Source organism: Synechococcus sp. A10-1-5-9, assembly GCF_047716785.1.
GTDB lineage: Bacteria > Cyanobacteriota > Cyanobacteriia > PCC-6307 > Cyanobiaceae > Synechococcus_C.
Genome location: NZ_CP180406.1, coordinates 854,938 through 879,571, shown reverse-complemented (window position 1 = coordinate 879,571; position 24,634 = coordinate 854,938). Strand labels below are relative to the sequence as shown.

Below are 24,634 nucleotides of genomic sequence, written 5' to 3'. Positions count from 1 at the left end.
GCTGGTGATCAAGAGCATCACCACGCTGGCGGCCACCAGCACCATTGGCCAGATCTCACCCTCGGCGTTCATGGCCAAAAATGCGGATAGTTTCCTTGTAGCAACCCTCTTTCAGGGTGACTCCTCCAAGGGCCGGAATGCTGTTTCGCGGGTAAAGAAAACCGCCGTGATCAAAGTGATCAGCCCTGCCAGAGCCACCCAGGCTCCTGGAAGCATTGGATTGCCTGTGCGGCTGATCAACCAGGTGGCAATCAAGGGGGTGGTCCCTCCGAAATAACCCTCGGCGATGTTGAAGGCCACGGCCAGACCGGTGCATCGCACAGCTGCGGGCATCAGCTCCACATTGGCTGGATTCTTACCGCCAGCGAGCAGGGCGACCGCAATGGTGAGTCCGAGTTCTCCGCGCAGCACCAGCTGCGGGTCAGTGCTGTGCATCAGATCAAAAAACGACAGCGCACCGAAACACATCAAGGCAGACCCGCTGATCAGCATCGGTTTGCGTCCGATGCGATCCGATAGCCAGGCCGCAATCGGATACAACAGCAAGAGCACCGCGAGGATGCCGGTGTTCAGGCTCAGCGCTGTGGTGTCGCGGAAGTTGTCGATGTCTTCCAAATAGCTCACGGCATACACAAAGGTGGCGTAGTAGCCGACGCTGCTGGCGATGTTCAGGGCCATCACCTGCAGCACCTGCAGCCGGTAACGTCCGAACGTCTCCCGTACCGGTGCTCGCACCTTCGGTTCGATTACCTCCGCGCCGATCCCCTGGCGAATGACAATGCCAGTGAAGGCAACAAGAGCTCCCAAGACGAAGGGCAAACGCCAACCCCAGCTCCCCAACTGATCGGGCGTCAGGGTGTGGGCGAGTAAATCCCCGAAGCCGGATCCCAACAGCATGCCCAGCACGGAGCCCCATAGCCCCCAGATCGCGTAGAACCCTCGCTGGCGCTGGGGGGCATGTTCGCTCAGAAAAATGATCGAGCTGGTGTACTCGCCGCCTACGGACAGCCCCTGGATCAACCGCAGCACCACCACGGCGATCGGAGCCGCTACACCGATTTGTTGATGGGTTGGCAGCACTCCCATCAGCACGGTTGGGATTGCCATCGCCATCACCGAGAGGCTGAGGGCACGGCGACGACCGAATAGGTCGCCGATGCGGCCGAACACCACACCGCCCAAGGGCCGCACCAGAAAGCCTGCGGCAAAGGCTCCGAAGGCTCCGATCAGGGAGCTGGCAGGGTCGCTCGATGGGAAGAACTCACGGCCGATCACCGTGGCGAAGTAGCCATACACCGCGAAGTCGTACCACTCCATCACGTTGCCGATCAGGCCGGCCAGCAGAACCCTGATGGTGCTGGCTGTCGGTTTCGTCGGGGTCATCGTGGGTCGTCTGCGATGTCATGCAGGCGGTCGATGAGTAGATCCACCTCGGTGTCCACGCCGCCATCCTCGGCCCAGGCTTCCGGGATGTGTTTTGCCTGCACCAGTTCATTCAGTTTTTCGCCATTGCGGCGTTGCAGGTTGGTGCTGGTGTCGGCAACGGCTTTCTTGTTTGTTCGTGTTTCACCGATCAGGTGACAAGCGATCGTGCGCCGGTGAGGCGCCGAGCGGTGTTCCCAGAGATACACGGCTTGCCAGGTCCCGAGAAGCAGTTGGCCGTTCTCGACACTCAGGCTCAGGGTTTGATGGGTGAGCGCGGTGCGGATGTGGGCCGGCATGTCGTCGTTGCCTTCGTCGTCATGCAGGTAACGCCGCCGCTGTCCGTTGGCTGCCAGTGGACCGGCGCCATCCTGCGGAACGATCGCGTCCATCCAGGCCGCGAGATCCAGCAGCACCCGCGGGTCGGCGTTTTCATTGATGGTGAGGCTGCAACTGGTGTGCAGGCAGGTGAGATGTACAACGCCGCACTGCATCTGGGTGCTGCGGATCCAATTGTTCAGGGAACCATCGATGCGATTGAAGCCTGAACCCTTGGTCTGTATCTCCAGTCGGCTGAGCGCTTGATCCAGCGCCATTGACGTTCTGTTCCGATTCTTATCGCTTTAGCTAGGGCTCGCTGCGAGGGGAATGGCTTCACCCACGGTGGGGGTGATCAGCATGCATCTCTCGGTGGCCTCAGGGCTGGCTTCCGACTGACCGCCAGCTTCCAGCACTTTGCTGATCAGGCCGCTGAAGCGCACGTCTCCGCCTGTGGTGCTTGCCAGCACCTGTTGGGGCTGAAAGCGGCTGATCAGATCCGGCATCACGCTGGCGCCGGTGATGAAGTTGCCCACCAGGGGCAGGCCTAAATCCACCACAGGTGTGATCACCGTCTGCACGGGGCGCTCCTCTAGGGAGGGATCCAGCACCCCATGGGGTTCTAAGTAGAGAGATCCACCAGGCCAGTCGAGCAGGTACCCGTTCTCCACGGCCGGAACGGCAGCACCAGCGGTGGCGCGAATCTGCAAAGGGCCACGCTCTGTGCTTTCACCAGGGTTAAGCGTCTGAACGGAGGTGAAGCCCAGCCGCTTCGCCACCTTGGCCGCTGCGGCAGATCCCACCACGGGCAGATCTTTGCTCAACATCATGAGGGTTTCAGGGTGGGCGTGATCCTGAAGGCCCTGGGTGAGCAGCAGCAGATCAATTGACTCAGGCACAGGCTGCAGCGAGGGCATCTCTCCTTTCAGCAGCCAGGGGCCAGGGGGAAACACCAGGGGGCCAAACAGCCAGGGGTCCAACAGCACGCGCAGATCCGCAACCTCGAGAAACCAACCATTGGCGCCGAGGTAAGTGGCAGTTGCGGTCATGGGTGCATCTTTTTTCAATGCAAAAACCGTAGGGGTTCAACCTCTGACGACGAGAGCTACGACTGTTCCCGCTGCGGCAACGGTGATCACAAGCAGTAACTGCACAAGGAGTGCGTGACGCAGCATCACGATCGGGATGAGCAGCCCACCCTCTTTTGGGCTGCCAAAATGCCAGGAGAAGACCAGCCATTGGTGGACGTTCTCGATCTGTTTCCCCGCTCCATCCTGCGGGGCACCCTGCCGGATCCTCTGCTCCAGCAACTGATTGCACTGAGTGAGAGCATTCTGGCCAATCCAGATTCGAGCCCCGATGCATCCGCGAAGCTGGCGGGTCAACTGCGTCAGCAACGCGAACTGCGGCCTGAGCAACCCGGAGTGCAGGACCTCAGCAACAACCACCTTCTGCCTGCTTGCGAGCGTTGGATCCGCCACGTGATGGACCGTCAGCCTCCCCAAGGTCGGGGCCCCTGGGTTCCCGGTCGCTACCGCTTGCAGATGATTGATCTCTGGCTCAATTGCCAGACCGCAGGTGACTACAACCCCACCCATACCCACGGCGGCAGCTTTTCCGGGGTGATCTTTCTGAAGGTGCCACCCCAGATCAATGCCAACAGTTTTGATGGCCAACTCTGCTTCCACGGCCCGGAAGACTGGCATCTGCAATCGTTCCGTACCGGAATGGCGCATTACGTGCTTCCCATCCCCGGAGAGTTCTATGTGTTCCCGGCCTGGCAACCCCATTCGGTGATGCCCTTCCGTGGAGACGGGGAACGCTGGTCTCTTGCCTTCAATGCCGTGGCAATACCTGGTGTTGCGCCAGCCGCGATGCAGCAACCCTCAAAGCAGCAACCCCTCGGCAACATTTCTCTCTCGAGTCAGCGCCCCACGGCCAAAGGGTTTTAGAGACCCGTCAGAGTTCATTGGTTGCATTGATTCAAGATTCATCGAACAAACAGAGCTGTTGCAGCAAGTAATGCGCGCAGCGAGACCGGATCAGGACGGACAGAGGAATCTCGATCAGCTGATCATCCGCCATCAGATGCTGAACATTGAGATGCAGGTTCCGTTCCGCCGCGGTCTCAGGGATGGACTGCCAGCCGCTGCTCTCGATGTGAAGGATCCAACACAGCTGTCAACTCGACCCATCGTTGCTGACCGCGCCCCCCGTGTTCTGGGTGGTCCAGGCCCGTGCTGGACGTCAGGCCATCAGGAATCGATGAAAACTTGAGTCAACGTGCTCTCTAGGACATGCCCTGAGGAGGCAATCATGTCTGTGTTGTCGGCGATGAACTGCTCCAGCACACCCGGCATTGCCTGCATCACCGCACACACCTTGGAGGGATCATCCTTGCTGACACCGCGGAACAGGGAGGTAATTCCAAGCGTTTTCTGGAATGGCAGTGACTCGTCGTAGACCTTGGCCCAATCGCTGAATGACTTGGTGATTGTGAAAGTAAGGACGTGAGTTTCCATCGACCAGGATCAAGGTGCTGGCGGAAACTATCACCAGAATTAGCAATCCTTAAATCGGCTTCACTACTCAATCGTCTGGTGCAAAAACCGTAGGGGCTTAACCCCTAACGGCGAGAGCCACCCCTACCACCGCCAGCGCCGAGGCCAGCCATCCAGCGGCGAGCGGATGATCGCCTTCTGCACGGGCCACCAACAGCGCCATCACCGGTGCGGTGCTGAGCACTGTGATGCCAACACCAAGAGGCAGCTGTTGCAGTACCACCTGCTGCAGAAGGATCCCCAGAACGGTGCCCAGCCCGGTGGCCAGCAGCACCCGAGGCCAACGGGCGATCTTTGGTCGGGGCTGCGGAAACGCCGTATGGAAACGCAACCAGGGAAGCAGCAGCAGCAAGCCGCCGAGCAGCCTGGCGGAGGCGCTTTGGATCGGGCTCAGATCCGTGGTCATCAGAACGTTGCGGGAGACCGCCGCTCCTGTCACACCGCAGATCACCGCCGCCAGGGCCAACGTCAGCCCGATGATCTGTTCGCGAGTGCTCCGGTCGTTTCGGCTGGTGTCATCCGGCGGTTGTTGCCGGGCCACCAACACCACGGACACAGTGACCATGACTGTGCCGAGCCAAGCCTGGCTTGAGAGCCGTTCCCCCATCACCAGCAGACCACCGCTGGCCGCTGCCAGAGGAGAGAGTGATTCGAGAGTGAGGGTGCGGCGTGTTCCCAAACGCCGCAATGCAGCCAGGTAAAAGCTGTCCCCCAGCGAGATCCCGATGCCGCCACTGAGCAGCAGCAGCAACAATCCGGGGACTTCGTGTGTCCAGGGGAGGCTGATCAGCACGGGCAGCAGCGCCATGCAGGCGATGGCGTTTTTGAGGCCATTGAGCTGCAGTGCGCTCAGGGAGGTCACCAGTCCGCGCCAGAGGCTGCTGGCCAGGGTCCAGGCCAATGCTGCGAAGAGTCCAGCAAGAACACCCATTCAGCGTTTGCGTTGGATCAGCTGGCCTACGAGAAGGCCGATCACAAGTGCTCCGGCTCCATGGCCTTGAAGGAGTGTGAGGCCAAGCATCAATCCCAGGACTGGTGAGTTGAGCAGAACGGACAAGCTGCCGCCCACAACGCCGGAACTCCAGCTCTGCAGGCCTCCGAGACAAGGCAGGCATTCATGCAGCCCCATGCCCAGGGCACTGCTGGCCAGGATCACAGGGAAGAATTGCCCCCCTTTCCAGCCAGTTTCCAGGCAGAGGCCCACCAACAGCAGCTTGAAGAGCGCTGACAGCAGCAGCACGCCAGTGCTCAGCGACCAGGCGCCGAGCACCAGGGGCTTGAGCTGGTTCTCTCCAGAGAACACAGACAGCGGCAGGGCCCAGAGGCTGAAGCCAAGGATCAGACCGGTTAGCACCGGGGTGAACCAGAAGCGTTCCTGCAGGGACAGCGACCGCAGCCAATGGCGCCAATGGCCCAGCAGCACACCGATGCAGCAGCCCACGAGACCTGCCAGAACTGCAGCGACCAGTGCCCCGAACCACTGCTCTTGATCCACTGGCCAGTCGTAGGGCACGCCGCGCAGGCCGCCGCCCAGGTCGCTCAATCCTCTGAACACCACGAAGCCAGCCACTCCGCCGAGGGTGCCTGGCAACCAGCGCCAGAGCAGCTGCCAGCGCTTGCCAGCCAGCGCTGCCCCTCCCACGAGGGGGGAGTGGAACAAGCCCAACGTTCCTGCCATCGCCGCAGCCACCAGGTCACGGTCGGTGCCCCTCCAGACGCGATGGCTGGCCACAGCAATCAAGCGGGTCATCAGCGCTTCCGGACCGAGGGTGCCGCCGCCGATTAACGCCAGACCTCCTCCGAGCAGCTGGCGTGACCCCTCGCTGGTCTGAAGGCCATCGGGCCGGCGCAGCTCCGTCAGGGTCTGCGCCAGTTCAGGCAGGGCGCTGGAGGGCCGGTGCCGTTGCAGCAGGCTGATGGCCAGGCCGATTCCACTGCACCAGAGCAGGCACCAGCGCAGGGAACGCTCCGAGGGCAGACCCTCAAGCACTGCTGAACCCCAGACCCATTCCTGCAGGATCAGGACAACTTTCACCACAACAGCCGCCAGGGCTCCGCCGGCCGCTCCTGCCAGCAGGGCCCTCAAGCTGCCCCGCAGAAGGGTGTGGCGGGGTGAGTGTGGAGGGTCTGTCACCAGTGGGGGTCAGTGGCCAGTTCCACCGTGAGTTGACCAGTGGCCGGGGCCGGCACGGTGCTGATGCAGGCCCTCACCACGGTGCCGTTCACTTCGATTTCGCAGGCGCCGCAACTTCCGCCAAGGCAGCCGGTGGGGATGTGAACGCCTGCGCTCCTGGCGGCGGCAAGCCAGTCCTCGCCCTTTGGGCAATGGCTACGCCGTCCGTCCGGCCACTGAATGGACACCATCAACGATTCCGAGGGCATACCGGATTTCACAGCAGCGGCTCCAGGTTCACATGGGTTTCAAAGGCATCGGCGAGGCGATCGAGAAGGGCATCCCGTTGGCGGCTGTGGTGCGGCTGCTGTTCACTGAGCAGCTCGAGGCCCCGTCGGATGCGCAGCTGATTCAGCCAGCGGCGCCGCCAGGGGCCGTTGTCGAAAATGCCATGGAGATAGGTGCCAGCGGCGATGCCTCCCTGGTCTCCGCAGTCGGCCACCCAACCGAGTGCTGGGTCCTCGCAAAGGGGGCTGCAGGGTTCGAGTGCTTGCGTGTGGCCGCGATGGAGCTCGAATCCCTCCACGCTGAGATTGGGTTGGTGAACGGGCCAGTGCACGTTGCTCTGCCGATGGCGTAGGGCTTTCTCGCCACCGAAGCGTGTTCGCAAGGGCAGGAGTCCGAGGCCAGCCACAGCGCTGCTGCTGGCCGGACCCTGGCCTTCCAGTCCATCGGGATCCTCCAGTTCCCTGCCGAGCATCTGCATGCCGCCGCAGACTCCGAAGACGGCACCGCCTGAACGGGCAAAGCGCTGCACGGCGCTGCCCAGTCCGCTGCTGTGTAGGCGATCCAGATCACGAAGGGTCTGCTTGCTGCCGGGAATCACCACCGCATCGGGTGTTCCCAGGGGCTCGCCAGGTTCCACCCAGCGCAGCTGCACCGTTGGCTCTGCTTCCAGGGGATCGAGGTCGGAGAAATTGCTGAGCGATGGCAGCTTCAGCACAGCGATCTCCAGCTCGGCACCGCGTTTACGGCCGCGGCGCTCGAGCAGGTCGAGGGAATCTTCCGGTGGAAACAGTTCATCCAGCCAAGGCATCACCCCCAGCACGGGGATGCCGGAGTGTTGCTCGAGCCAGCGCCGACCTTCATCGAACAGTTCACGGCGACCGCGGAAGCGGTTGATCAGTAAGCCGCCAATCAGGGGACGCTCCACGGGCCTGAGCAAAGCCAGGGTCCCCACGATCTGGGCGAACACCCCGCCGCGTTCGATGTCGGCCACCAGGAGGCAACGGGCCCGCAGGTATTGAGCCAGGCGCAGGTTCGTGAGGTCGCGCGCCTGAAGGTTCACTTCCACGGGACTGCCGGCTCCCTCGAGCACCAGCCGCCCCTCGGGGTGCTGCTCTTGCAGGGTGTGTAATCCCTGTCGGATGGCAGCCCAGCCCGGACGGAACCAGTCGCGGTAGTAGTGCTCGGCGCGGCAGGTGCCCACCGAACGGCCCAGGTGGATCACCTCGCTTGTGCTGTCGCCCTGGGGTTTGAGCAACACCGGATTCATGGCGCATTCGGGTTCTCTTCCTGCGGCCCAGGCCTGCAGTGCCTGGGAGTAGGCCATTTCTCCGCCACCTGGGTCCACCCAGGCGTTGTTGCTCATGTTCTGCCCTTTGAAGGGAAGTGGGGTTTCTCCGCGCCGTTTCAGCACCCGGCATAGGGCTGCAGTCATCAGCGATTTCCCTGCTCCACTGCTGGTGCCGAGCACCATCAGCGGGGTGTGGGTTCGCGCTTGGCTCACGGCTGCCTCGAGGAGGGTGCTGCAGCGAAGCATCGCAGCGCGTCTGGGGATCGAGCGACTCTCACCAGCGCGGGCGGCGACGCCGGCACCAGTGCATCACCCGACTCAGCGGGTCGGCAGCAGGAATCACCTCAGGCCAGTCAGCCAGAACATCCCTGCCCAGCGGCGTGATTCTCACCCGCTCGGTGAGCCCCTGACCATCCACTTCACGCCGCAGCACGCCCAGCTGGATCAGCCAGATGAGCAACGTTTCGGTTTCTCCTGCTCCCAGCCGCTGCGAGGTGTTCACACGCCAGTCGGGGCGATTGGCCAGCTCCTTGCTGCTTTGGGCGCTCTCTTCCAGGAGCCGGTAGAAGCTGCGCCGAAATGGCAGGCAGCGCACGGCCTGCCGGGCTCGCCGCAGGGCGTGCTGGGTGAGTTCGCTGGGGTCCTGGGCGATCACGCGCATGCTGCTGACGCTGTCATTCTCGGGGTCTGCAGCGTTCTCTGAGGCCCCATGCTTCTGCTGGCTTCCGCGTCCCCGGCCCGCCGTCGTCTGCTGGAGCAGGCCTGCATCCCCCATCGTGTGCAGGTGAGTGGGGTGGATGAAGACGGCATCCAGCATCCCCAGCCAGCACACCTCGTATGCCTGTTGGCTGAGGCCAAGGCCGCAGCGGTGCATGCCCAGCTGACGGATCCAACGATCCATGCCGTGTTGGGGTGTGACTCCGTGCTGGCGTTTGAAGGCGAGGTGTTCGGCAAACCCGCCGATGCCGAGGAAGCCAAAGCTCGGTGGCAAAGGATGCGGGGCCATTGGGGCGACTTGCACACCGGGCACTGTTTGATCGCGACCTCGCAAGCGAGCGAGATTTCCAGCCAATGCCAATGCGTGACCACGCGGGTGTTGTTTGCTGATCTGAGTGATGCGGAGATCGACGCCTACGTGAGCAGTGGTGAACCGTTGCAATGCGCCGGAGGATTTGCGTTGGAAGGGCGGGGTGGCTGCGTGATTGAGCGCCTCGACGGCTGTTACTCCAACGTGATCGGCCTCAGTTTGCCGCTGTTGCGTTGCTGGTTACCGCAGGGATCTTGACCGTCAATGGGCTGCGTTGCCATTTTTCTTTTGCCGTAGCTAAAGCAAAAGCAGGCCCTCCTCACACCTTTGGCCATGCATCGTTTTTTGCTCCCCGGACTCGGCGTGCTGCTCCTGTCTGGCTCCCTCACCCTGAGTGCTTCCGCCATGGAGCCACTCGCCATCAGCGCCACGGATCAGGCTGATGAGTCCATGGTGCTGGATGCTGAACAGGCTTATTTCACTGAATCCAGTGACGACTGGAGTCGCTCAGCGGAGGGATTCCGCCTGCCAGACCCGGCGGTGCAGCGGAATCAGCCGCCCAAGGGGTATGGCCTGCTGGACATGAGTTTCTGATCGCTCGTCCATGTTGCGCTGTTTTCGCCGATCGTTCAAAGCAGCGCTGGTGGCTTAACTGGCGTTGCTGTTGACCGTGGTGAATCCTTCGTTGGCAGCAGCCTCCAACAAATTATCCGGATATGGCATGCCCGGATTCAATGTCGAATGCTCAAGGCGTCCAAAAAGGGATGGACGCTTTCCGTTGGTAAGTCCGAATTGGCCCAGGTCAAGATCTTTGGCGTGCCTTCAACGTCTTGACGACCCCAGCCAGCTCTGTGGTCAAGGGGAACGTTTGAGCGAATGTCTGCATCGCTGGTCTTGGCCCCGGGATGGCGTTCAGTGATCATCCAGTTGGGTAGGAGATCGTCTCCGACGGCAAGGGCAACAAGGGTCTTGAGGCCCGGCTGTCTGATCGCGAGCGCGCTTTTCCGCTGCTGTCCGTCACGGAAGCCGATGCCGAGATCAACGGAGTTAGGACCCAACAGTTTTTTCCATTGCGCTGACTCACCCTTGCTCAGCCCCCGTGACCCTGGCCCGATCGGTGCAATAAAAAAACCCCCGCCTTCCGGCGAGGGTGGGTTGACGATCGTTGGGGATCAATCCGTGGATCAGTCGAGGTCGGGCATAGCCAGTGTGGGCTCGGCCTGACGGTCGATACCTTTTTCGAAGCCAGCAGCGGCAGCGCGGGCGCGGCCCGCATGCCAGAGGTGACCGATCAAGAAGAAGAAGGCGAGGATGAATTGCGTGGCAGCCAGCCATTGGCGGATGTTCACGAAGTTCACCGAGTTGGGCTCGGTGATGATGCCGCCCACAGAGTTGAGGGAAGCGTTGGGAGCGTGAGTCATGTACTCAGCGGCACGACGCACCTGCCAAGGCTGGATGTCGTTCTGCAGCTTGTCGAGGCTCAGGCCATTGGGGCCACGCAGGGGCTCCAGCCAAGGACCACGGAAGTCCCAGAAACGCATGGTTTCACCACCGAAGATGATCTCACCGGTTGGGGAGCGCATCAGGTACTTACCAAGACCGGTGGGGCCCATGGCCGAACCGATATTGGCGCCCAGGCGTTGGTCACGCACGAGGAAAGTGAAGCTCTGGGCCTGGGATGACTCAGCGTTGGTGGGGCCGTAGAACTCGGAGGGGTAAGCGGTGTTGTTAAACCAGATGTAAGCCGAAGCAATGAAGCTCATGAAGCTCAGAGCTCCAAGGCTGTAGCTCAGGTAGGCCTCACCGTTCCAGATGAAGGCGCGACGCACCCAGCCGAAAGGCTTGGTGATCACGTGCCAGATGCCACCGAAGATCAGGGTCAGACCCAGCCAGATGTGGCCACCGATGATGTCCTCCATGGAGTTCACACCGATGATCCAGCCCTCGCCACCGAAGGGGGCGCGGAACAGATAACCAAAGATCACACCGGGATCAAGCGTTGGGTTGGTGATCAGACGCACATCACCACCGCCCGGAGCCCAGGTGTCGTAAACGCCGCCGAAGAACATGGCCTTGAAGACCAGCAGCAGGCAACCGACACCTAGAAGGATCAAGTGATAACCAATGATGTTGGTCATCTGGTTCTTGTCACGCCAGTCCTGGGAGAAGAACGAGGAGTAGTTCTCGAGGATCTCGGGGCCACGCAGGGCGTGATAGAGACCGCCGAGGCCGAGCACAGCGGAGCTGATCAGGTGCAGCACACCTACCACGAAAAAGGGGTAGAGATCGGTGACCTCACCACCAGGACCCACGCCGTAACCAAGTGTTGCGACGTGGGGGAACAGGATCAGACCCTGTTCATACATGGGCTTATCAAAGGTGAAGTGGCTCACCTCGAACAGCATCATGGCGCCGGCCCAGAACACCATCAGACCCGCGTGGGCCACGTGGGCACCCAGCAGACGGCCGGACAGGTTGATGAGACGGGCGTTTCCAGACCACCAGGCATAGCCGGTGGAGTCGAGGTCTTTACCGCCAGTGGCGATAAGACCGGAATTAAAGGGCGTTTCCACGGGGCAGAACCTCTTCAGGGAAGACGAAGTTTTCGTGCGGCTGGTCAGCCGGTGCCATCCAGGCACGCAGACCTTCATTGAGAAGGATGTTCTTGGTGTAGAAGGTCTCGAATTCGGGATCTTCTGCAGCGCGGATCTCCTGCGACACGAAGTCGTAGGCACGCAGGTTGAGGGCCAGGCCGATGATGCCGATGGAGCTGGTCCACAGGCCCATCACAGGCACAAACAGCATGAAGAAGTGCAGCCAGCGCTTGTTGGAGAAAGCGATTCCGAAGATCTGGCTCCAGAAGCGGTTGGCGGTGACCATCGAATAGGTCTCTTCTTCCTGAGTGGGCTCGAACGCCTTGAAGGTGTTGGCCTGCTCACCGTCCTCAAACAGGGTGTTTTCCACGGTGGCACCGTGAATGGCGCAAAGCAGTGCGCCGCCGAGGATGCCGGCCACGCCCATCATGTGGAAGGGATTCAGGGTCCAGTTGTGGAAGCCCTGGAGGAAGAGGAGGAAGCGGAAGATTGCGGCCACACCGAAGGAGGGCGCAAAGAACCAGCTGCTCTGACCGAGGGGGTACATCAGGAAGACACTGACAAACACCGCAATCGGGCCGGAGAAGGCGATGGCGTTGTAAGGACGGATGCCGACGAGACGAGCAATCTCGAACTGACGCAGCATGAAGCCGATCAGGGCGAAGGCACCGTGCAGAGCCACAAAGGCCCAGAGACCGCCGAGCTGACACCAGCGAACGAAGTCGCCTTGGGCTTCAGGGCCCCAGAGCAGCAGCAGGCTGTGTCCCATCGCATCAGCGGGGGTGGAGACAGCAGCGGTCAGGAAGTTGCAACCTTCCAGGTACGAGGAGGCAATGCCGTGGGTGTACCAGGAGGTAACAAAAGTGGTGCCTGTGAGCCAGCCACCGATGGCCAGGTAGGCCGTGGGAAAGAGAAGAATGCCGGACCAGCCGACAAAAACGAAGCGGTCGCGCTTGAGCCAGTCATCGAGGACGTCGAACCATCCCCGCTGAGGCGCGCGTCCTACAGCGATCGTCATGAGAGGAGAACGGTGCGGTTAACCGCAGGCTGTGGGATACCAGGCGACCTTAACAATCTCAACGGGCTCTGCGGGGATGATTGCTTGCAGCTGAAATCCGTTGTATCGGAGCGTTTCTTCGGGCTTTCTTTCGATTTTTCAGGGCCTTTCGTGGCAGTGCTATGGCGTCTCGTCAACACTGAGGCTCGACCGTTCACAATAAGCACTGTTTCCAGGCTTCGATGGCCGCTGATCTGCTCGAACAGCCGGTGCTGGGCTCGCGCCGTCTGTCCAACGTTTTGGTCGCCGTGATGGTCACCATCGGCGGCGTTGGCTTTCTGTTCGCTTCCCTGTCCAGCTATCTCGGCAGGGACCTGCTGCCCCTTGGGCATCCGGCTGGATTGGTGTTCGTCCCTCAGGGATTGGTGATGGGGCTCTACAGCATTGCTGCTGCTCTTTTAGCGACCTATCTGTGGGCCGTGATTGCCATTGATGTGGGCTCAGGTTCCAATCGCTTCGATAAGCGGGCCGGAGTGATCACTATCTCCCGTCGCGGGTTTCGCAAGCCGATCAGTGTGGAAATTCCGCTGAAGGATGTTCAGGCTGTGAAGGTGGAAGTGCGCGATGGTTTCAACACGCGCAGGCGCGTTTCATTGCGCGTTCAGGGCCGGCGTGACATGCCCCTCACCCGCGTGGGTGAACCCCTTCCCCTCGCCCAGTTGGAGCAGGATGGAGCCGAACTCGCCCGGTTTCTGGGCGTGAATCTCGAGGGACTCTGAACTCACCATGTTCCACCGTTCATTGCGCGCTCTGATCACCCTGGCGCTCTGCGTTCCTCTACTGGTGAGTTGTGCCACCACCACCGCCTCCGTTCCAGATGGCTGTGTGCAGGCTTCGAGTCCCTGTCTTCAGGGCAAGGCCAGCGTTGCGATGGAGACCAGTCGCGGCACGATCACGTTTGAGCTGGATGGCGATGCGGCGCCAGTCACCGCCGGTAATTTCGCTGATCTTGTTAAACGCGGCATCTACAACGGCACCGTGTTCCATCGGGTCGTCAGGGATCCTGTTCCGTTCGTGGTTCAAGGCGGCGATCCTGCCTCGAGCAATCCTCAAACGCCAAAGGCTCAGTACGGCACCGGCAGCTTTATCGATCCTGAGAGCGGGCAGGCCCGATTCATTCCCCTGGAAGTGGCGTTTGAGGGGGAGGATCAACCTCGCTATGGGCGGGTGGTGAGCAACCCCAGTGAACTGCTGCAGCTGAAGCTCAGTCATGACCGCGGTGCCCTGGCCATGGCCCGATCCCAGTCTCCAGATTCGGCCAGTGCTCAGTTCTATATCGCCTTGAAACCCTTGCCTGAGCTGGATGGTCGTTACGCCGTCTTTGGCCGGGTTACCGATGGCATGGAGGTGGTGGATGCCATTCGTCAAGATGACATGATCATCAAAGCCACCCTGCTAACCCCTGGTCTTTGACCAGCATCCAGTGCTTCTCAGGCGGGAACTCGCCCTCCTGAGATCGACGCTTTCAGCAGTTCAGTGTTCACCCCCGAGGCTCGCTCCAAGGCGACCTTGCCGGTGCGAGCGATTTCCTGAATGCCGTAGGGACCCATCAATCGCTCCAGGGCAACCAGTTTCCCTGGATCGCCAACAACCTCCAGGGTGAGCGCGTCGTCCGCCACGTCCACCACCTTGGCCCGGAAGACCTGCACCAGCTCAAGGATGGCACTGCGTTGGCTGGCTGGCGCTGTCACCTTCATCAGCATCAGCTCCCGTTCCACCGCTGGTCGCTGGGACAGATCAAGCACTTGCAGAACATTCACCAGCTTGTCCAGCTGTTTGGTCATCTGCTGGAGGGTCTGCTGATCACCCTCTACCACCATCGTCAGCCGCGAACGTCCGTCTGCTTCCGCGGGTCCCACGGCCAGGCTGTCGATATTGAAGCCCCTGCGGGCGAACAAACCAGCAATGCGGCTGAGGGCACCGGATTCGTCTTCCACCAGAACCGACAGGGTGTGCTTCATGCCTGTTGCTCGATCCCAGATGCGTGTTCGTGTCCCAAATTACGGTCCAGCCAGTGCAGCAGCTCCTGATGAAACAGTTCGGGGGTTTCGTCATGGGGGCAGTGGCCACTGTTCTCCACCACCTTGAGCTCGATCCAGGGGTGTTCGTTCTGCACACGCTCACCAATGGGCAACGGCACAAAGCGGTCTTCACGCCCCCAGAGCAACAGCATCGGTGGGGGCTGCGGGCTCTGGCGCAGCTGCTGCAGCAGAGCCGGTGCCGTGGCACCTTTCGGACGAAGGGCCATGCCGACGCTCATCGCCCGCAGTGCTCTGGGTGCCGTGAGGCGTCGCGCCGGCAAAGCGATCAGGCGCTGCAGTTCCCTGTCCATGCCGATCGGCCGGTGATACGCCCCCTGCAGACCTGCCTTGAGCAGTGGCGTGCGACTGATCAGTGGCACCAAAAGCTCCAGTGGCAGCAACCTGCACAGCACCGTCACGATGGCGCGCTTGAGTCGCCTCGCTTCTCGCTTCTGCCGCATGGCAACCGGGTTGAGCAGGGCTGGGTCCGGCAGTGGGGCGGCGACCACCGCAGCCACCAGTCGTGGGGCCAGCACTGCTGTGGTGAGAGCGGTTAGACCGCCCAGAGAGTTGCCCACCAGCACCGCTGGCGACTGCACCACCTGTTCGAGAAAGGCGGTCAGTTGTCGTCCCCATAGGCGGTTATCGAGGGCCATCCGGCTCTGTAAGCCGGGCTGATCGGAGCGGCCGAAGCCGATCAGATCCAAGCCATACACGCGGTACCCAGCGTCTGCGAGTGGGCCGGCGTTGTGGCGCCAGTGGCTGCTGCTAGCGCCAAAGCCATGCAGCAGCACAACGGCGGGGGCGCTTCTGGCGCCGAGGACGCGCCAGTGACATTGGAATCCTTTCCATGTCCAGGTGGCCGCATCGCCCCAGTCAGCACCGGTGGAGGCAGGCTGGAATGTGGATGCAGACACGCGACTGGACTTCCAGGATTCTCACTATCGCGAAGGCGCTGCCTGTTTGCAGACGGGATCAGGCTTCTTCCGGGCGCAGTCCCGTCCATCCAGGGACCTGTCTGTGCTGCTGGCCGCCTATCAGGCCTCCAGGGCCAAGGGCCCTCAGCACTGGCTGGACCTGATGGCTGGTTGCGGCATCCGTGGCCTGCGCTGGGGGCTGGAAAGCGCGCCCCAGACGCCGCACCCCCTCGTGCTCTGGCTGAATGATGCCGATCCCGAGCGGATGGACCACCTCCAGGCGAATCTCAAGCCTCTGTCTGGCCATGCCGGCGTTGACCTCATGCTCACCCAGCAGCCTGCAGAACGTTTGCTGCGGCAGGCTTATCTCGATCAGCGCCGCTTCGATCTGATCGATCTGGATGCTTTTGGTTGCCCGAACGGGCTTCTGCAGTCGGTGCTTTCGGTGCTGCGTTTCGGAGGGGTGTTGATCCTGGCCAGCACCGATGGTCGCTCGCCGACAGGCCATGACCGCTTGGCTGCGGTGCGGCGGTTTGCGGCGGCGGCACGCGCTCATCCATCCAGCTGGGAGTTGGCCTTGCGGCTGCAGCTCGCGGCTTTGGCGCGGGAGGCCTGGATGTTGGGGCGAGGGCTTGAACCGCTGGCTTGCTTCAGTGATGGCCGAACCTTCCGGTTGGCCGTTCGCCTGCATAGGCGTGTTGCCTCTAATGAAGAAGGCAACCTGGGCCTCCTCGCCCGTTGTGAACACTGTGGCGATCAAACCGTTCAGCCTGTGCTGAAGCTCAGCGGCTTACGCGCCTGTGCCTGCCTGCCTGACACTGGGCGATGGGCCGTGTCGGGCCCGCTCTGGCTGGGTCCATTGCAGTCCCCGGCGCTGTTGCAGGAGCTGCTCACCCTGAGCGAAGCCATGCCGCAGACTCTGACGCCCCCCAGCCGTCGGCTTCTCGAACGCTTGCAGGGGGATCCGGGGCTGCCGGTGTGTTGCTGGTCCACCGATGAACTGGCGCATCGTTTGGGGCTCGCCGGCCCCCCTTCTCTGCACAGGCTTGTGCAGTCATTGCAGGATGTCGGTTATCAGGCTGGTGTCAGTGGCGTGATGGCTGGGCAGCTGCGCACGGATGCGCCATGGAAGGTGTTGTTACAACGGTGTGCCGATCTGGCCTGAGGGCAGCTTTTAATAGGTGTTGATTGTGAACACATCCCCATGGCTTCGGAGATTTTCGGCATTGCAGTGGTGTTCTGGGTGCTGATTCCTGTGGGTCTGGCCGGAGGTGCCCTTCTCTTGAAGCTTCAGAAGGATTGACCCTCAAAGAAGGTTGAACGCCCCTTAGGCTCCTGCCTTGGAAGAGCGAGCCCCATGCAGGTTCTGGTGGTTGGTGGAACGGGAACCCTGGGCAGGCAGATTGCCCGTCGTGCCTTAGATCAAGGGCACGAAGTGCGCTGCATGGTGCGTTCTCCGCGCAAAGCTCCTTTTCTGCAGGAGTGGGGGTGTGAGCTGACCCGCGGGGATCTGCTCGAGCCAGCCAGCCTCGATTACGCCCTCGATGGGGTGGATGCCGTGATCGATGCGGCCACCAGCCGCCCTAACGATCCCCAGAGCGTTTATGTCACCGACTGGGACGGCAAACTCAACTTGCTCAGAGCCTGCGAACGCGCGGAGGTTAAGCGGTTTGTGTTCCTCTCATTGCTGGGTGCAGAGAAGCATCGTGATGTGCCGCTTATGGACATCAAATACTGCACCGAGAAGCTGCTCAAGGAGTCAGATTTCGACTACACCATCCTCCAGGGTGCCGCTTTCATGCAGGGGGTGATCAGTCAGTTCGCCATCCCGGTGTTGGAGAGCCAGACCGTCTGGGTGAGCGGCAGTCCCACGCCGATTGCCTACATGAACACCCAGGACATGGCCCGCTTCGCAGTGGCTGCTCTGGATCACGCGGAGACGGTGCGCGGCAGTTTCCCTGTCGTCGGCCCGAAAGCCTGGAATACAGGCGAGGTGGTTCAGCTCTGTGAGCTCGCCTCCGGGAAGTCAGCTCGCGTGTTCCGAGTTCCCCCCGTTCTGATGCGGTTAATGGAAGGTGCTTGCTCCTTTTTCGAGCCTGCCGTGAATGTGGCGGAGCGTTTGGCCTTCGCTGAAGTCACCGGTGGCGGTGGTGCCCTCGACGCACCGATGGAGTCCAGCTACAGCCACTTTGGTATCGATGCGTCGGAGGTGACCGGCCTTGAGGAGTACATCCGGGAGTACTACGACACGATTCTTAAGCGCCTGCGTGCCATGGAGGCGGATCTCGACAAGGACGCCAAGAAGAAGCTTCCGTTCTGAAGACCTATACCTGCTTGTGAGTGGTTGATTTGTACTGGTTTTCGTTAGTGTCGGGTCCCGCCTGATTTGTTTTATGTCGGTTGCTCAAGTCAAGAATCTGCAGCGGCGTCTCGACAACCTCTGCCGTGAGGCCGAAACCGAGCTCACCCGTACGTGCGGACATGAGCTTTGGCGCACCTTGGGTTTTGATGCCTTCGATGGCCTTGATGACAGTGACCGCCGGGCCAGCGCCAATTATTACTACGGTCAATGGATGACCGCACGAGAGCTTCAGGAGGCCTTGGGGTGATGGCAGAACAATGTTGTGGACCGGCTTTAGACCAAACCCAGGCCGTTGAATCCCGATACGGCGCAGCGGCCCATCAACAGGAAGCCTGCCTGTGCACCCCTGTCGCATTTAATGCGTCGCTGTTGAAGGTGATCCCTGCTGATGTTGTGGAGCGCGATTACGGATGCGGTGATCCCACCCGATGGGTGCAGGTCGGCGACGATGTCCTCGATCTCGGAAGCGGCAGCGGCAAAAATGCCTTTATTTGTTCTCAGGTGGTGGGGGAGCGTGGATCGGTGATCGGCGTGGATCGCAACGACGACATGCTGGCTCTGTCCTGCGCGGCAGCGCCGGTGGTCGCCAACCGCATCGGCTTCGCAAATGTGCGCTTTTTGAAAGGCGCGATCGAAGCCCTGGATGCTTCGACGGCATCAGGCTCCCCTTTGATTGAATCCGCCAGTGTTGATGTGGTGTTGAGCAACTGTGTACTCAACCTGGTGAACCCCTCTGCCCGTGCTGTACTTCTGGCCAACATCCGCCGGGTGTTGCGTCCGGGTGGGCGCGTGGCCATCAGCGACATCGTGTGCGATCGGCCTGTGCCGATGAGTCTTCAGCAGGATCCTGACCTCTGGAGCGGTTGCATCAGCGGGGCCTGGCTTGAGGATGCCTTGCTGGCCGACTTCCGTGCCCTTGGTTTTGAGCAGGTGGGCTATGCCGACCGTTCCGACACGCCCTGGAGGGTTGTGGAGGGGATTGAGTTCCGGGCGGTCACCCTCACAGGCGTGCTCCCTGGGTCCTGAGTAAGGCTTTGAGCCGCTCCTGTTCTGCAGGCTTGACTGGTCTCCATTGTCCTGGGGCCAATCCCTCAAGGCTGAGAGGAGGTTCACTATCCATCAAATCGATGCTGCGGCGAATCAAACGCAGGGTCGGCAGGCCAACAGCCGCTGTCATTCTCCTGATCTGGCGGTTGCGGCCTTCGCGCAGGCTGATGCTGAGCCAGGAGGTGGGGATGGAGCGGCGTACACGGATGGGGGGTGTCCGCTCCGGTAGATCACGCCAATGGCTGGCGTCGAGGAATGTCGCCTGGGCTGGACGGGTGCTCTGCCCTTTGATCACTACCCCTTGTTCCAGGGCAGTGAGTTGGGAGTCTTCAACCAAACCCTCGACTTGCACCCAATAAGTTCGCCAGTGGCCGAAGCGGGGGTCGGTGAGCCGTTGCTGCAGGCGACCGTTCTCTGTGAGGATCAAAAGCCCCTCGCTGTCGGCATCCAGTCGGCCGGCTGCATACACATTCGGCACATCAACCCAGTCGGCCAGGCACCCCCAGCGGCTGCCGGGCTCTCGGGTGAATTGACTGAGTACCCCGAACGGCTTATGCAGCAGCAGGGTCAGAACTGACCTCCGAAGCAGAGCAGCAGGGCTTTGCCCCAGCTCGTCGCTTTGTTCAGATGGTCGTCATGCAAGTGCTGCATCTTTTCAGCCTGCATTTTCATCATCGCTGCCTGCGTGAACTCGTGACTCTGCTCCTTGGCGAGATCCACCACATGTTGAGGGCTTTGGGCTTGTCTGACCTGCTCTCTCACTTGAGAATCGGACTGCACCAGTGATGCGAAAGCAACGAGGGCTCACTCGGACATGGATGGATGCAATTCCCGAAGGTTAAGTGGGTTTCTGCCGTGACCGCCACAGATTCACAGCTCCGATCGAAATCATCAGCAGGCCCAGGTCCATGGACAACGGGGGCAAGATCATGCTCCTTGATTCGAGGAGGACGACCCTAGGGACGGTGCTCAGCGGCTGCGACTGAGGGGAGCGCCGATGGCCTTCTAAAATTGAACCACTCTTGATTCAGGCTTATTCCGGCGCATGATTGAAACCTCGGGTGTGATTGAAAAAGAGCAGGGCAACGGGTTCTACCTGGTCACCCTCGAGCAGCCCGCAGGTCATCAATGCCTTTGCCGTGCGGCGGGCAAGCTCACAAAGTTCAGGATCAAACTCCTCGCTGGTGACAAGGTGCTGGTGGAGATCAGTCCCTATGACCTCACCAGGGGACGCATCACATACAGGGAACGCAATGCCGGAGCACCAGGTGGTCGTCCCGGTGGCAACCGCCCCGGGGGACCACGCCGCCGTTGAGGATCAACTCTCCTGCAGCAATGAGCGGATCGAGGCCATGAATTCACTGCGCTGCTTCACGCCCCGCCATTGCTGTTTGAGCTGCTTGTCGTAAAACAGCTGCACGGTGGGTGTGCCATTGACGCCGGCCTGTTCAGCAATGGCCTGGTCGGTTTCGATATCGATTTCGATCCCCTGAGCGCTTCCTCCGAGCTCATCGAGCACTCGCTTGAGCTGGGGCTTGAGCACGTGGCATGGGCCGCAACTGGGGGATGTGTAAACAACCAGGAGCGGACGCCGGCTGTCGTGGTAGAGCTTCCTGAGGGCGTAACTGCCTTTCTGCCAAAGAGCGTCCGGGTCGTAGCTGGATTCCGTGGTTTCCGCCGTGGCTTTGGGTGTGTCCGCCTTGGCGGGCTCGGCCTGATCGCGCTTCACGAGTTGAGCCAGATCGTTGTGACTGAGCCATCGCTCAGCGGCGAGGGCTGCTTGGCAGCCGCTTCCTGCGGCGGTAATCCCTTGCCGCCATTCCGCATCCGCGACATCTCCGGCCGCAAACACTCCTTCTTTTGACGTTTCAGGACGGCCAGGCTGGGTGATCAGGTAACCCGTGCCATCGCAGTTGAGCTGATCGCGCACCAGTTCTGTGTTCGGCGTGTGGCCGATGGCATAAAACATGCCCTTGACCGGCAGGTGCTCTTCCAGGCCGCTATCTCGGCGTTGCAATCGCAACCCACTCAGCCATGCCTCTCCTTCAGCGTCAGCCACCTGAGTGTTCCAGTGCACGGTGATCTGCGGATTGGCCTGCACTCGGTCAGCCATGGCGGCACTGGCACGCAAGCGGTCTGAGCGCACTAGTAGGTGCACATGGCTTCCGTATTTAGTGAGGTACACAGCCTCTTCGCAGGCGGAATCACCGCCGCCCACCACGGCCAACTCCTCATTGCGGAACTGGGGCGTTGCGCCATCGCAGATGGCGCAAGCGCTGATTCCATGGCTCCAGAATCTTTCTTCGTTCGGGAGGCCCAGGCGATTGGCACTTGCACCTGTGGCGATGATCAGTGCCTGGGTTTCGATGGTGTTGCCGTCGGCTTCAATTCTGTAAGGCCTCTGGCTCAGGTCGATGCTGTCTGCATCAGCCTCTAGCAGGCGCGTTCCCCAGCGTTCCGCCTGCGCCTTCATCAGGTCCATCAGGTCAGGACCCAGCACTCCATCAGGAAAACCAGGGAAATTTTCCACATGGGTGGTGGTCATCAACTGACCACCCGGAATTCCTCCGCGCTGAAACCCCGTGATCAGAAGCGGATTGAGGTTGGCGCGGGCGGCATAAATCGCTGCGGTGTATCCAGCAGGGCCAGACCCCACGATCACCAGGTTTTCGACCGCCATGTCTAATGCGGAATGACTATGAGTTAAGTGTAGGCGGTCGGGTGGCGTTGATGAGCTGTTCCTTCGGCGATAAGGCCAGATTTTTGTCGATTCGATTCACTCAGAATTCGGCCAATTAATAGTTTCTTTAGATTTCAAGCGTGTCTTCTGAGGGGGTGTCCACGCGCAAGTGTTGACGCTTGCCAAGCGATTGTTTAAGGCTCATTACGGAGTCCTCGAGCATCTCCGGATGCTCTCCGATGCAGAGGATCCATTCCCGGAATTCCTGGGTCAAGGCATAGCTGTCTTCGTAGCGCTCAGCAGTGTCCAGTACTGCAATCCGGGTTGTTGCCCAGCAGGTGGCAACGCTGACGCGACGTTCAAGAGCTGCGTCCATGACTTTCTCCCAGATGGTGCCCAGGCTGAATGCTGATGGCGTTCCATCAGGCCTGATTTAGCAGACCGTCGCATTTTTTCTTTCAAGAAGATGTTTTCAGCGCTGCAAAAAATCCGGTAATTCCGGGGTTCGCATACGGATCACCGCACCGGCACCGTCACCGACGGCTTCCAGGGGCAGGCTCGGCCCTCGCCATGATCCTCCCGTCGCGAACTCCTCTGGCGTTTCTGATCTGGCAGGAGCCGCAATGCGATATGGCTCAGAAAGCGACCAGTTGCGCGCGTATTGCATCAACAGGGGGTCGGCCGGTGCGAACACAAATGAGGGATCGCGGGGAATGGCTTCAAGATTGGCCCTCTCACCGCAGAGGCGTACGGCCCGGGTAATGCCCTGGATGAAACGGCTACGGGTGGCAACCGTTGTCAGATAGGCCACCACCCGCAGCCGGGGGGCATCGAATCCTTCGGCGCACATATCGATGCTCACAAGCCAGTCGGCATCCCCCCGTTCAAAGCGGTTCAGTCGATCCGAAGCTCCCGGGTCCTGGGAATGAACCAGATCCACCCGGTCGCCTTGCTCCTTGAGAAGGGAGGAGATGGTTCGGGCGTGGTCGATGTCCCGAGCGATCACCAGGCCTGCCGCACGGGGATGGTGCTGGCGCACTCGCTCCAGTTGGCTTCGGGCGCGAAGCAACAGTTGCAGCGCGATGCTGCTGCTGTCCGCCAGGCGGATGGCCCTGCGCAGGTTGCGTGCCCGCCAGCTCTCCCGCTGCTCAGACGACAACGGCGACACCTCCCGGTCAGGCTGACCGTCCTGGCTGTGTTCCACCCATCCATCCTGGAATCGAAATTCCAGCGGTCTCACGTCACCGGCGGCGATCAGTTCCCGCGGCTCCACACTGAGATCTGGCTGGATCTGCTCCATCCGCTCACCGTCCTGCTCCACCTGCACTCTCCGGGCGGCACAGAACGCCAAGTTGTCAGCGCGGAAGGGCGTTCCAGTCAGCCCGAGCCGCAGCCTGGCGCTCTGACTCAGGTCTAAAAACGTCCGGCCCCACACCGGTCCTTCGGGCTCTTCCGGCTCCACGCCGAGATGGTGGGCTTCGTCTGCGATCGCCAGATGCTCGCCCTTGCTCCATAGGGCGAGCTCGGCCTTGAGTGCCTCGGTTTGTCGGCCTGCCCCCTGATAACTCACCATCCAACCGTCGGCTTCGAACGGGGCACTTCCGGGACCGTTCCAGGCTTGTAGTTGCAGTCCCAGGCACTCGGCCGCTCGTTGCCACTGTTCGAGAATCGAGGTGCGGTGGCAGAACACGAGCACACGACTGAGACGCTCCTCTTGCTTCATCGCCTGGAAGGCGAGTAGGGCGCCGAGGGTTTTACCGGCCCCAGGCCCCGCATGGATCAGCACATCTCGTGTGCCCGAAGCAACCGGATCAAGTCGTCGGCGCAGCAGCTGGATCAGTTGCTGCTGCCACTGACGGGGCCGGATCGCGTGGCCTGGTGCAGGTCCACCGAGAGCAAAGGACGGCGTTGTGATAGCGGATCTGAAAGATAGGTCTTTCTAACCATTCCAATCGCTTTCGCCACCCTTACCTTCCGACCATCAGCCCTCGGGTTTTCGCCCTTTTTTCTATGGCCCGACGTCGCTATCCGCCCATGACCGGTCCGGAATCCAGGCGCTCCCTCGAGCGGTGTTGGCCCCTTGATTGTGATCTGGATCCGCTCATCCTTCGCGCCCGTCTGCTGCATCACCAGGGCCGCCGGCCCATGGCGCAGTCGGTTGAGCAGGAACTGATGCCTTTGTTCTGAGGGCTCAGGTCCTGCTCGTTCGTGCGATGCGTCTGGACTCAGAGCGATTCGTTGTGGTTGCAGAGCAACCGCTCCACTTCCACAAGTCCATCTTCAGCGGCCTGTTGGGCCCGGTCCATCCGTCCTCCTGCAGGCTCCACCAAACGGCTGCTAATTCGCTGTAGGAGTTGCTCTCGTTTTGATTTCAGCAGTCCAAGAATTTCTTCGTCGATCAGCTGGCGCACAGCCTGGCTGCGCAGGTGGTCGTCCGAGGCTTCATCAAATGTGCCCTGAACCAGCTCCTGGATGAACAGGCGGTGAACCTCACTGCTGCGCAGAAAGCTTTCCGTGGCGTTGATGATGCCGTCGACAAGCGTGCGGTCAGGTTCTGAATCCTGCTCACTCAGCTTGAACTCCCAGTCCAGGTGGCGTCGCTGCCAACCGGCCGCATGGAGGCTGGGCATCACGGTCTGGGAGAAAGTGTCCACAGACATCTCGTAGATGCGCTCGGCCAGCCGTTCGCACCATTCGCGGCCATGGTCTGCCAGCAGCTTTTCCATGGCATTGCGCTCAACGGCGTGGCCGCCGTGATGGCTGTGACAGACGCCGTCCGGGCATTCGATCGCGGTGAGTCCCATGGTGTTGCAAACAGGATCCTTTCCATAGCCATCAACAGCCCTCGCTTATCGGCTTCTTCAGAAAAGATCTAGGCGGAATCCGGCGACGGCCTAACCTCGATTTGGTCGGCGGCATCACGATCTTGCCCATACTTT

General features: G+C 61.1%; 32 protein-coding genes and 1 pseudogene. 13 read left to right on the top strand and 20 right to left on the bottom strand.

Annotated features, from left to right (window positions below; all coding sequences use genetic code 11):
* Positions 1 to 111 precede the first annotated feature (111 nt).
* Genes ACLM45_RS05075 through ACLM45_RS05065 form a run of 3 tightly spaced genes read right to left on the bottom strand, consistent with a single transcriptional unit; the run spans position 112 to position 2,789 of the window.
* Positions 112 to 1,383: an MFS transporter gene (locus tag ACLM45_RS05075; protein ID WP_415410927.1), complete on the bottom strand. Its 1,272-nt coding sequence runs from the start codon at positions 1,381 to 1,383 to the stop codon at positions 112 to 114.
* Positions 1,380 to 2,018, bottom strand: coding sequence for a secondary thiamine-phosphate synthase enzyme YjbQ (locus ACLM45_RS05070; RefSeq protein ID WP_415410925.1), 639 nt, complete (start codon positions 2,016 to 2,018; stop codon positions 1,380 to 1,382). Before ACLM45_RS05070 ends, ACLM45_RS05075 begins: the two co-directional genes overlap by 4 nt.
* A gap of 27 nt (positions 2,019 to 2,045) precedes the next feature.
* On the bottom strand, positions 2,046 to 2,789 hold the full coding sequence (locus ACLM45_RS05065) for an MBL fold metallo-hydrolase (protein WP_006041837.1): 744 nt from the start codon (positions 2,787 to 2,789) through the stop codon (positions 2,046 to 2,048).
* A gap of 192 nt (positions 2,790 to 2,981) precedes the next feature.
* On the opposite strand from ACLM45_RS05065, the gene ACLM45_RS05060 reads away from it, so the two are divergent.
* Together ACLM45_RS05060 and ACLM45_RS05055 are read left to right on the top strand one after the other, a co-directional pair.
* On the top strand, positions 2,982 to 3,692 hold the full coding sequence (locus ACLM45_RS05060; RefSeq protein ID WP_038005039.1) for a putative 2OG-Fe(II) oxygenase: 711 nt from the start codon (positions 2,982 to 2,984) through the stop codon (positions 3,690 to 3,692).
* Positions 3,693 to 3,762: 70 nt separating this feature from the next.
* A complete protein-coding gene (locus tag ACLM45_RS05055) occupies positions 3,763 to 4,017 on the top strand; it encodes a hypothetical protein (protein WP_415410923.1) in 255 nt (84 codons plus the stop codon).
* Here ACLM45_RS05055 and ACLM45_RS05050 read toward each other — a convergent pair.
* The 6 genes from ACLM45_RS05050 to ACLM45_RS05025 form a co-directional block, all read right to left on the bottom strand.
* Positions 3,996 to 4,262 (bottom strand): DUF3764 family protein, encoded by a 267-nt coding sequence (locus ACLM45_RS05050; RefSeq protein ID WP_006041833.1) that lies wholly within the window; start codon positions 4,260 to 4,262, stop codon positions 3,996 to 3,998. The two genes, ACLM45_RS05055 and ACLM45_RS05050, sit on opposite strands and share 22 nt — an antisense overlap.
* A 97-nt stretch (positions 4,263 to 4,359) precedes the next feature.
* Complete coding sequence (locus ACLM45_RS05045) at positions 4,360 to 5,232, bottom strand: EamA family transporter (protein WP_006041832.1); 873 nt, start codon at positions 5,230 to 5,232, stop codon at positions 4,360 to 4,362.
* The gene (locus tag ACLM45_RS05040) at positions 5,233 to 6,435 is read right to left on the bottom strand and encodes a chloride channel protein (protein ID WP_415410921.1); all 1,203 of its coding nucleotides are present in this window, start codon (positions 6,433 to 6,435) and stop codon (positions 5,233 to 5,235) included.
* A complete protein-coding gene (locus tag ACLM45_RS05035) occupies positions 6,432 to 6,683 on the bottom strand; it encodes a 2Fe-2S iron-sulfur cluster-binding protein (protein ID WP_006041830.1) in 252 nt (83 codons plus the stop codon). Before ACLM45_RS05035 ends, ACLM45_RS05040 begins: the two co-directional genes overlap by 4 nt.
* Positions 6,684 to 6,691: 8 nt before the next feature.
* On the bottom strand, positions 6,692 to 8,173 hold the full coding sequence (locus ACLM45_RS05030) for a cobyric acid synthase (RefSeq protein ID WP_415411361.1): 1,482 nt from the start codon (positions 8,171 to 8,173) through the stop codon (positions 6,692 to 6,694).
* Between the two features lie 91 nt (positions 8,174 to 8,264).
* Complete coding sequence (locus ACLM45_RS05025) at positions 8,265 to 8,651, bottom strand: Npun_F0494 family protein (protein ID WP_038004418.1); 387 nt, start codon at positions 8,649 to 8,651, stop codon at positions 8,265 to 8,267.
* 48 nt (positions 8,652 to 8,699) lie between these two features.
* On the opposite strand from ACLM45_RS05025, the gene ACLM45_RS05020 reads away from it, so the two are divergent.
* Together ACLM45_RS05020 and ACLM45_RS05015 are read left to right on the top strand one after the other, a co-directional pair.
* Positions 8,700 to 9,275: a Maf family protein gene (locus ACLM45_RS05020; protein WP_415410919.1), complete on the top strand. Its 576-nt coding sequence runs from the start codon at positions 8,700 to 8,702 to the stop codon at positions 9,273 to 9,275.
* 75 nt (positions 9,276 to 9,350) lie between these two features.
* Entirely contained in the window at positions 9,351 to 9,611 is a 261-nt protein-coding gene (locus ACLM45_RS05015; RefSeq protein ID WP_415410917.1) for a hypothetical protein, read from the top strand.
* 137 nt (positions 9,612 to 9,748) lie between these two features.
* On the opposite strand, the gene ACLM45_RS05010 is transcribed toward ACLM45_RS05015, so the two are convergent.
* From ACLM45_RS05010 to psbD, 3 genes are all read right to left on the bottom strand, one after another.
* Entirely contained in the window at positions 9,749 to 10,075 is a 327-nt protein-coding gene (locus ACLM45_RS05010; protein ID WP_415410916.1) for a hypothetical protein, read from the bottom strand.
* 126 nt (positions 10,076 to 10,201) lie between these two features.
* Positions 10,202 to 11,590: a photosystem II reaction center protein CP43 gene (psbC, locus tag ACLM45_RS05005; protein ID WP_006041824.1), complete on the bottom strand. Its 1,389-nt coding sequence runs from the start codon at positions 11,588 to 11,590 to the stop codon at positions 10,202 to 10,204.
* A complete protein-coding gene (gene psbD, locus ACLM45_RS05000; protein ID WP_006041823.1) occupies positions 11,574 to 12,629 on the bottom strand; it encodes a photosystem II D2 protein (photosystem q(a) protein) in 1,056 nt (351 codons plus the stop codon). Before psbD ends, psbC begins: the two co-directional genes overlap by 17 nt.
* A 221-nt stretch (positions 12,630 to 12,850) precedes the next feature.
* Between psbD and ACLM45_RS04995 the strand changes: the two genes are divergently transcribed.
* On the top strand, positions 12,851 to 13,387 hold the full coding sequence (locus tag ACLM45_RS04995; protein ID WP_415410915.1) for a photosystem I assembly protein Ycf4: 537 nt from the start codon (positions 12,851 to 12,853) through the stop codon (positions 13,385 to 13,387).
* Between the two features lie 7 nt (positions 13,388 to 13,394).
* Positions 13,395 to 14,081 carry a peptidylprolyl isomerase gene (locus ACLM45_RS04990; RefSeq protein ID WP_415410914.1) on the top strand — a complete coding sequence of 229 codons (687 nt, stop codon included), beginning with the start codon at positions 13,395 to 13,397 and terminating at the stop codon, positions 14,079 to 14,081.
* Between the two features lie 17 nt (positions 14,082 to 14,098).
* Here the strand turns inward: ACLM45_RS04990 and ilvN are convergent, their stop codons facing one another.
* Positions 14,099 to 14,629, bottom strand: a complete 531-nt coding sequence (gene ilvN / locus ACLM45_RS04985) for an acetolactate synthase small subunit (protein WP_006041820.1) — start codon at positions 14,627 to 14,629, stop codon at positions 14,099 to 14,101.
* Complete coding sequence (locus tag ACLM45_RS04980; protein ID WP_415410913.1) at positions 14,626 to 15,606, bottom strand: alpha/beta fold hydrolase; 981 nt, start codon at positions 15,604 to 15,606, stop codon at positions 14,626 to 14,628. Before ACLM45_RS04980 ends, ilvN begins: the two co-directional genes overlap by 4 nt.
* Here ACLM45_RS04980 and ACLM45_RS04975 point away from each other — a divergent pair.
* From ACLM45_RS04975 to ACLM45_RS04955, 5 genes are all read left to right on the top strand, one after another.
* A complete protein-coding gene (locus ACLM45_RS04975) occupies positions 15,548 to 16,771 on the top strand; it encodes a N2,N2-dimethylguanosine tRNA methyltransferase (protein WP_415410912.1) in 1,224 nt (407 codons plus the stop codon). The two genes, ACLM45_RS04980 and ACLM45_RS04975, sit on opposite strands and share 59 nt — an antisense overlap.
* A gap of 39 nt (positions 16,772 to 16,810) precedes the next feature.
* On the top strand, positions 16,811 to 16,909 hold the full coding sequence (gene petM, locus ACLM45_RS04970) for a cytochrome b6-f complex subunit PetM (protein ID WP_006041817.1): 99 nt from the start codon (positions 16,811 to 16,813) through the stop codon (positions 16,907 to 16,909).
* 54 nt (positions 16,910 to 16,963) lie between these two features.
* On the top strand, positions 16,964 to 17,926 hold the full coding sequence (locus tag ACLM45_RS04965) for an NAD(P)H-binding protein (protein ID WP_415410910.1): 963 nt from the start codon (positions 16,964 to 16,966) through the stop codon (positions 17,924 to 17,926).
* A 73-nt stretch (positions 17,927 to 17,999) separates the two neighbouring features.
* Positions 18,000 to 18,215, top strand: a complete 216-nt coding sequence (locus ACLM45_RS04960) for a hypothetical protein (RefSeq protein WP_006041815.1) — start codon at positions 18,000 to 18,002, stop codon at positions 18,213 to 18,215.
* The gene (locus ACLM45_RS04955) at positions 18,215 to 18,994 is read left to right on the top strand and encodes a methyltransferase domain-containing protein (RefSeq protein WP_415410908.1); all 780 of its coding nucleotides are present in this window, start codon (positions 18,215 to 18,217) and stop codon (positions 18,992 to 18,994) included. The genes ACLM45_RS04960 and ACLM45_RS04955 overlap by 1 nt, the downstream gene beginning before the upstream one ends.
* Here the strand turns inward: ACLM45_RS04955 and ACLM45_RS04950 are convergent.
* Together ACLM45_RS04950 and ACLM45_RS04945 are read right to left on the bottom strand one after the other, a co-directional pair.
* Positions 18,969 to 19,604, bottom strand: a complete 636-nt coding sequence (locus tag ACLM45_RS04950) for a pseudouridine synthase (RefSeq protein WP_415411360.1) — start codon at positions 19,602 to 19,604, stop codon at positions 18,969 to 18,971. The two genes, ACLM45_RS04955 and ACLM45_RS04950, sit on opposite strands and share 26 nt — an antisense overlap.
* Positions 19,583 to 19,819, bottom strand: a pseudogene (locus ACLM45_RS04945) (Nif11-like leader peptide family natural product precursor); the annotation flags it as partial. The gene ACLM45_RS04950 and the pseudogene ACLM45_RS04945, both read right to left, overlap by 22 nt.
* Positions 19,820 to 20,060: 241 nt before the next feature.
* Here ACLM45_RS04945 and infA point away from each other — a divergent pair.
* Positions 20,061 to 20,330: a translation initiation factor IF-1 gene (gene infA, locus ACLM45_RS04940; RefSeq protein WP_006041809.1), complete on the top strand. Its 270-nt coding sequence runs from the start codon at positions 20,061 to 20,063 to the stop codon at positions 20,328 to 20,330.
* Between the two features lie 3 nt (positions 20,331 to 20,333).
* Here the strand turns inward: infA and trxB are convergent, their stop codons facing one another.
* From trxB to ACLM45_RS04925, 3 genes are all read right to left on the bottom strand, one after another.
* The gene (trxB, locus tag ACLM45_RS04935) at positions 20,334 to 21,695 is read right to left on the bottom strand and encodes a thioredoxin-disulfide reductase (RefSeq protein ID WP_415410906.1); all 1,362 of its coding nucleotides are present in this window, start codon (positions 21,693 to 21,695) and stop codon (positions 20,334 to 20,336) included.
* A 127-nt stretch (positions 21,696 to 21,822) separates the two neighbouring features.
* The gene (locus ACLM45_RS04930) at positions 21,823 to 22,071 is read right to left on the bottom strand and encodes a hypothetical protein (RefSeq protein ID WP_415410905.1); all 249 of its coding nucleotides are present in this window, start codon (positions 22,069 to 22,071) and stop codon (positions 21,823 to 21,825) included.
* A 96-nt stretch (positions 22,072 to 22,167) separates the two neighbouring features.
* A complete protein-coding gene (locus ACLM45_RS04925) occupies positions 22,168 to 23,526 on the bottom strand; it encodes a DEAD/DEAH box helicase (RefSeq protein WP_415411359.1) in 1,359 nt (452 codons plus the stop codon).
* A 179-nt stretch (positions 23,527 to 23,705) separates the two neighbouring features.
* On the opposite strand from ACLM45_RS04925, the gene ACLM45_RS04920 reads away from it, so the two are divergent.
* Positions 23,706 to 23,882: a hypothetical protein gene (locus ACLM45_RS04920; RefSeq protein ID WP_415410903.1), complete on the top strand. Its 177-nt coding sequence runs from the start codon at positions 23,706 to 23,708 to the stop codon at positions 23,880 to 23,882.
* Positions 23,883 to 23,920: 38 nt separating this feature from the next.
* Here the strand turns inward: ACLM45_RS04920 and ACLM45_RS04915 are convergent, their stop codons facing one another.
* Entirely contained in the window at positions 23,921 to 24,499 is a 579-nt protein-coding gene (locus tag ACLM45_RS04915) for an EF-1 guanine nucleotide exchange domain-containing protein (RefSeq protein ID WP_415410901.1), read from the bottom strand.
* Positions 24,500 to 24,634 lie beyond the last annotated feature (135 nt).

What these genes read in the sequence shown, in the direction of transcription:
- ACLM45_RS05050 (WP_006041833.1), bottom strand. Translation starts at nt 4,262, where the DNA reads ATGGAAACTCACGTCCTTACTTTCACAATCACCAAGTCATTCAGCGAT.
- ACLM45_RS05055 (WP_415410923.1), top strand. Translation starts at nt 3,763, where the DNA reads ATGCGCGCAGCGAGACCGGATCAGGACGGACAGAGGAATCTCGATCAG.
- ACLM45_RS05015 (WP_415410917.1), top strand. Translation starts at nt 9,351, where the DNA reads ATGCATCGTTTTTTGCTCCCCGGACTCGGCGTGCTGCTCCTGTCTGGC.
- ACLM45_RS05075 (WP_415410927.1), bottom strand. Translation starts at nt 1,383, where the DNA reads ATGACCCCGACGAAACCGACAGCCAGCACCATCAGGGTTCTGCTGGCC.
- ACLM45_RS05020 (WP_415410919.1), top strand. Translation starts at nt 8,700, where the DNA reads ATGCTTCTGCTGGCTTCCGCGTCCCCGGCCCGCCGTCGTCTGCTGGAG.
- ACLM45_RS05030 (WP_415411361.1), bottom strand. Translation starts at nt 8,173, where the DNA reads ATGGTGCTCGGCACCAGCAGTGGAGCAGGGAAATCGCTGATGACTGCA.
- infA (WP_006041809.1), top strand. Translation starts at nt 20,061, where the DNA reads ATGATTGAAACCTCGGGTGTGATTGAAAAAGAGCAGGGCAACGGGTTC.
- ACLM45_RS05045 (WP_006041832.1), bottom strand. Translation starts at nt 5,232, where the DNA reads ATGGGTGTTCTTGCTGGACTCTTCGCAGCATTGGCCTGGACCCTGGCC.
- ACLM45_RS05025 (WP_038004418.1), bottom strand. Translation starts at nt 8,651, where the DNA reads ATGCGCGTGATCGCCCAGGACCCCAGCGAACTCACCCAGCACGCCCTG.
- ACLM45_RS05065 (WP_006041837.1), bottom strand. Translation starts at nt 2,789, where the DNA reads ATGACCGCAACTGCCACTTACCTCGGCGCCAATGGTTGGTTTCTCGAG.
- ACLM45_RS05035 (WP_006041830.1), bottom strand. Translation starts at nt 6,683, where the DNA reads ATGCCCTCGGAATCGTTGATGGTGTCCATTCAGTGGCCGGACGGACGG.
- trxB (WP_415410906.1), bottom strand. Translation starts at nt 21,695, where the DNA reads ATGGCGGTCGAAAACCTGGTGATCGTGGGGTCTGGCCCTGCTGGATAC.
- ACLM45_RS04960 (WP_006041815.1), top strand. Translation starts at nt 18,000, where the DNA reads ATGTCGGTTGCTCAAGTCAAGAATCTGCAGCGGCGTCTCGACAACCTC.
- ACLM45_RS04955 (WP_415410908.1), top strand. Translation starts at nt 18,215, where the DNA reads ATGGCAGAACAATGTTGTGGACCGGCTTTAGACCAAACCCAGGCCGTT.
- ACLM45_RS04990 (WP_415410914.1), top strand. Translation starts at nt 13,395, where the DNA reads ATGTTCCACCGTTCATTGCGCGCTCTGATCACCCTGGCGCTCTGCGTT.
- ACLM45_RS04915 (WP_415410901.1), bottom strand. Translation starts at nt 24,499, where the DNA reads ATGGGACTCACCGCGATCGAATGCCCGGACGGCGTCTGTCACAGCCAT.
- petM (WP_006041817.1), top strand. Translation starts at nt 16,811, where the DNA reads ATGGCTTCGGAGATTTTCGGCATTGCAGTGGTGTTCTGGGTGCTGATT.
- ACLM45_RS04995 (WP_415410915.1), top strand. Translation starts at nt 12,851, where the DNA reads ATGGCCGCTGATCTGCTCGAACAGCCGGTGCTGGGCTCGCGCCGTCTG.
- ACLM45_RS04930 (WP_415410905.1), bottom strand. Translation starts at nt 22,071, where the DNA reads ATGGACGCAGCTCTTGAACGTCGCGTCAGCGTTGCCACCTGCTGGGCA.
- ACLM45_RS05070 (WP_415410925.1), bottom strand. Translation starts at nt 2,018, where the DNA reads ATGGCGCTGGATCAAGCGCTCAGCCGACTGGAGATACAGACCAAGGGT.
- psbD (WP_006041823.1), bottom strand. Translation starts at nt 12,629, where the DNA reads ATGACGATCGCTGTAGGACGCGCGCCTCAGCGGGGATGGTTCGACGTC.
- ACLM45_RS04920 (WP_415410903.1), top strand. Translation starts at nt 23,706, where the DNA reads ATGGCCCGACGTCGCTATCCGCCCATGACCGGTCCGGAATCCAGGCGC.
- ACLM45_RS04965 (WP_415410910.1), top strand. Translation starts at nt 16,964, where the DNA reads ATGCAGGTTCTGGTGGTTGGTGGAACGGGAACCCTGGGCAGGCAGATT.
- ilvN (WP_006041820.1), bottom strand. Translation starts at nt 14,629, where the DNA reads ATGAAGCACACCCTGTCGGTTCTGGTGGAAGACGAATCCGGTGCCCTC.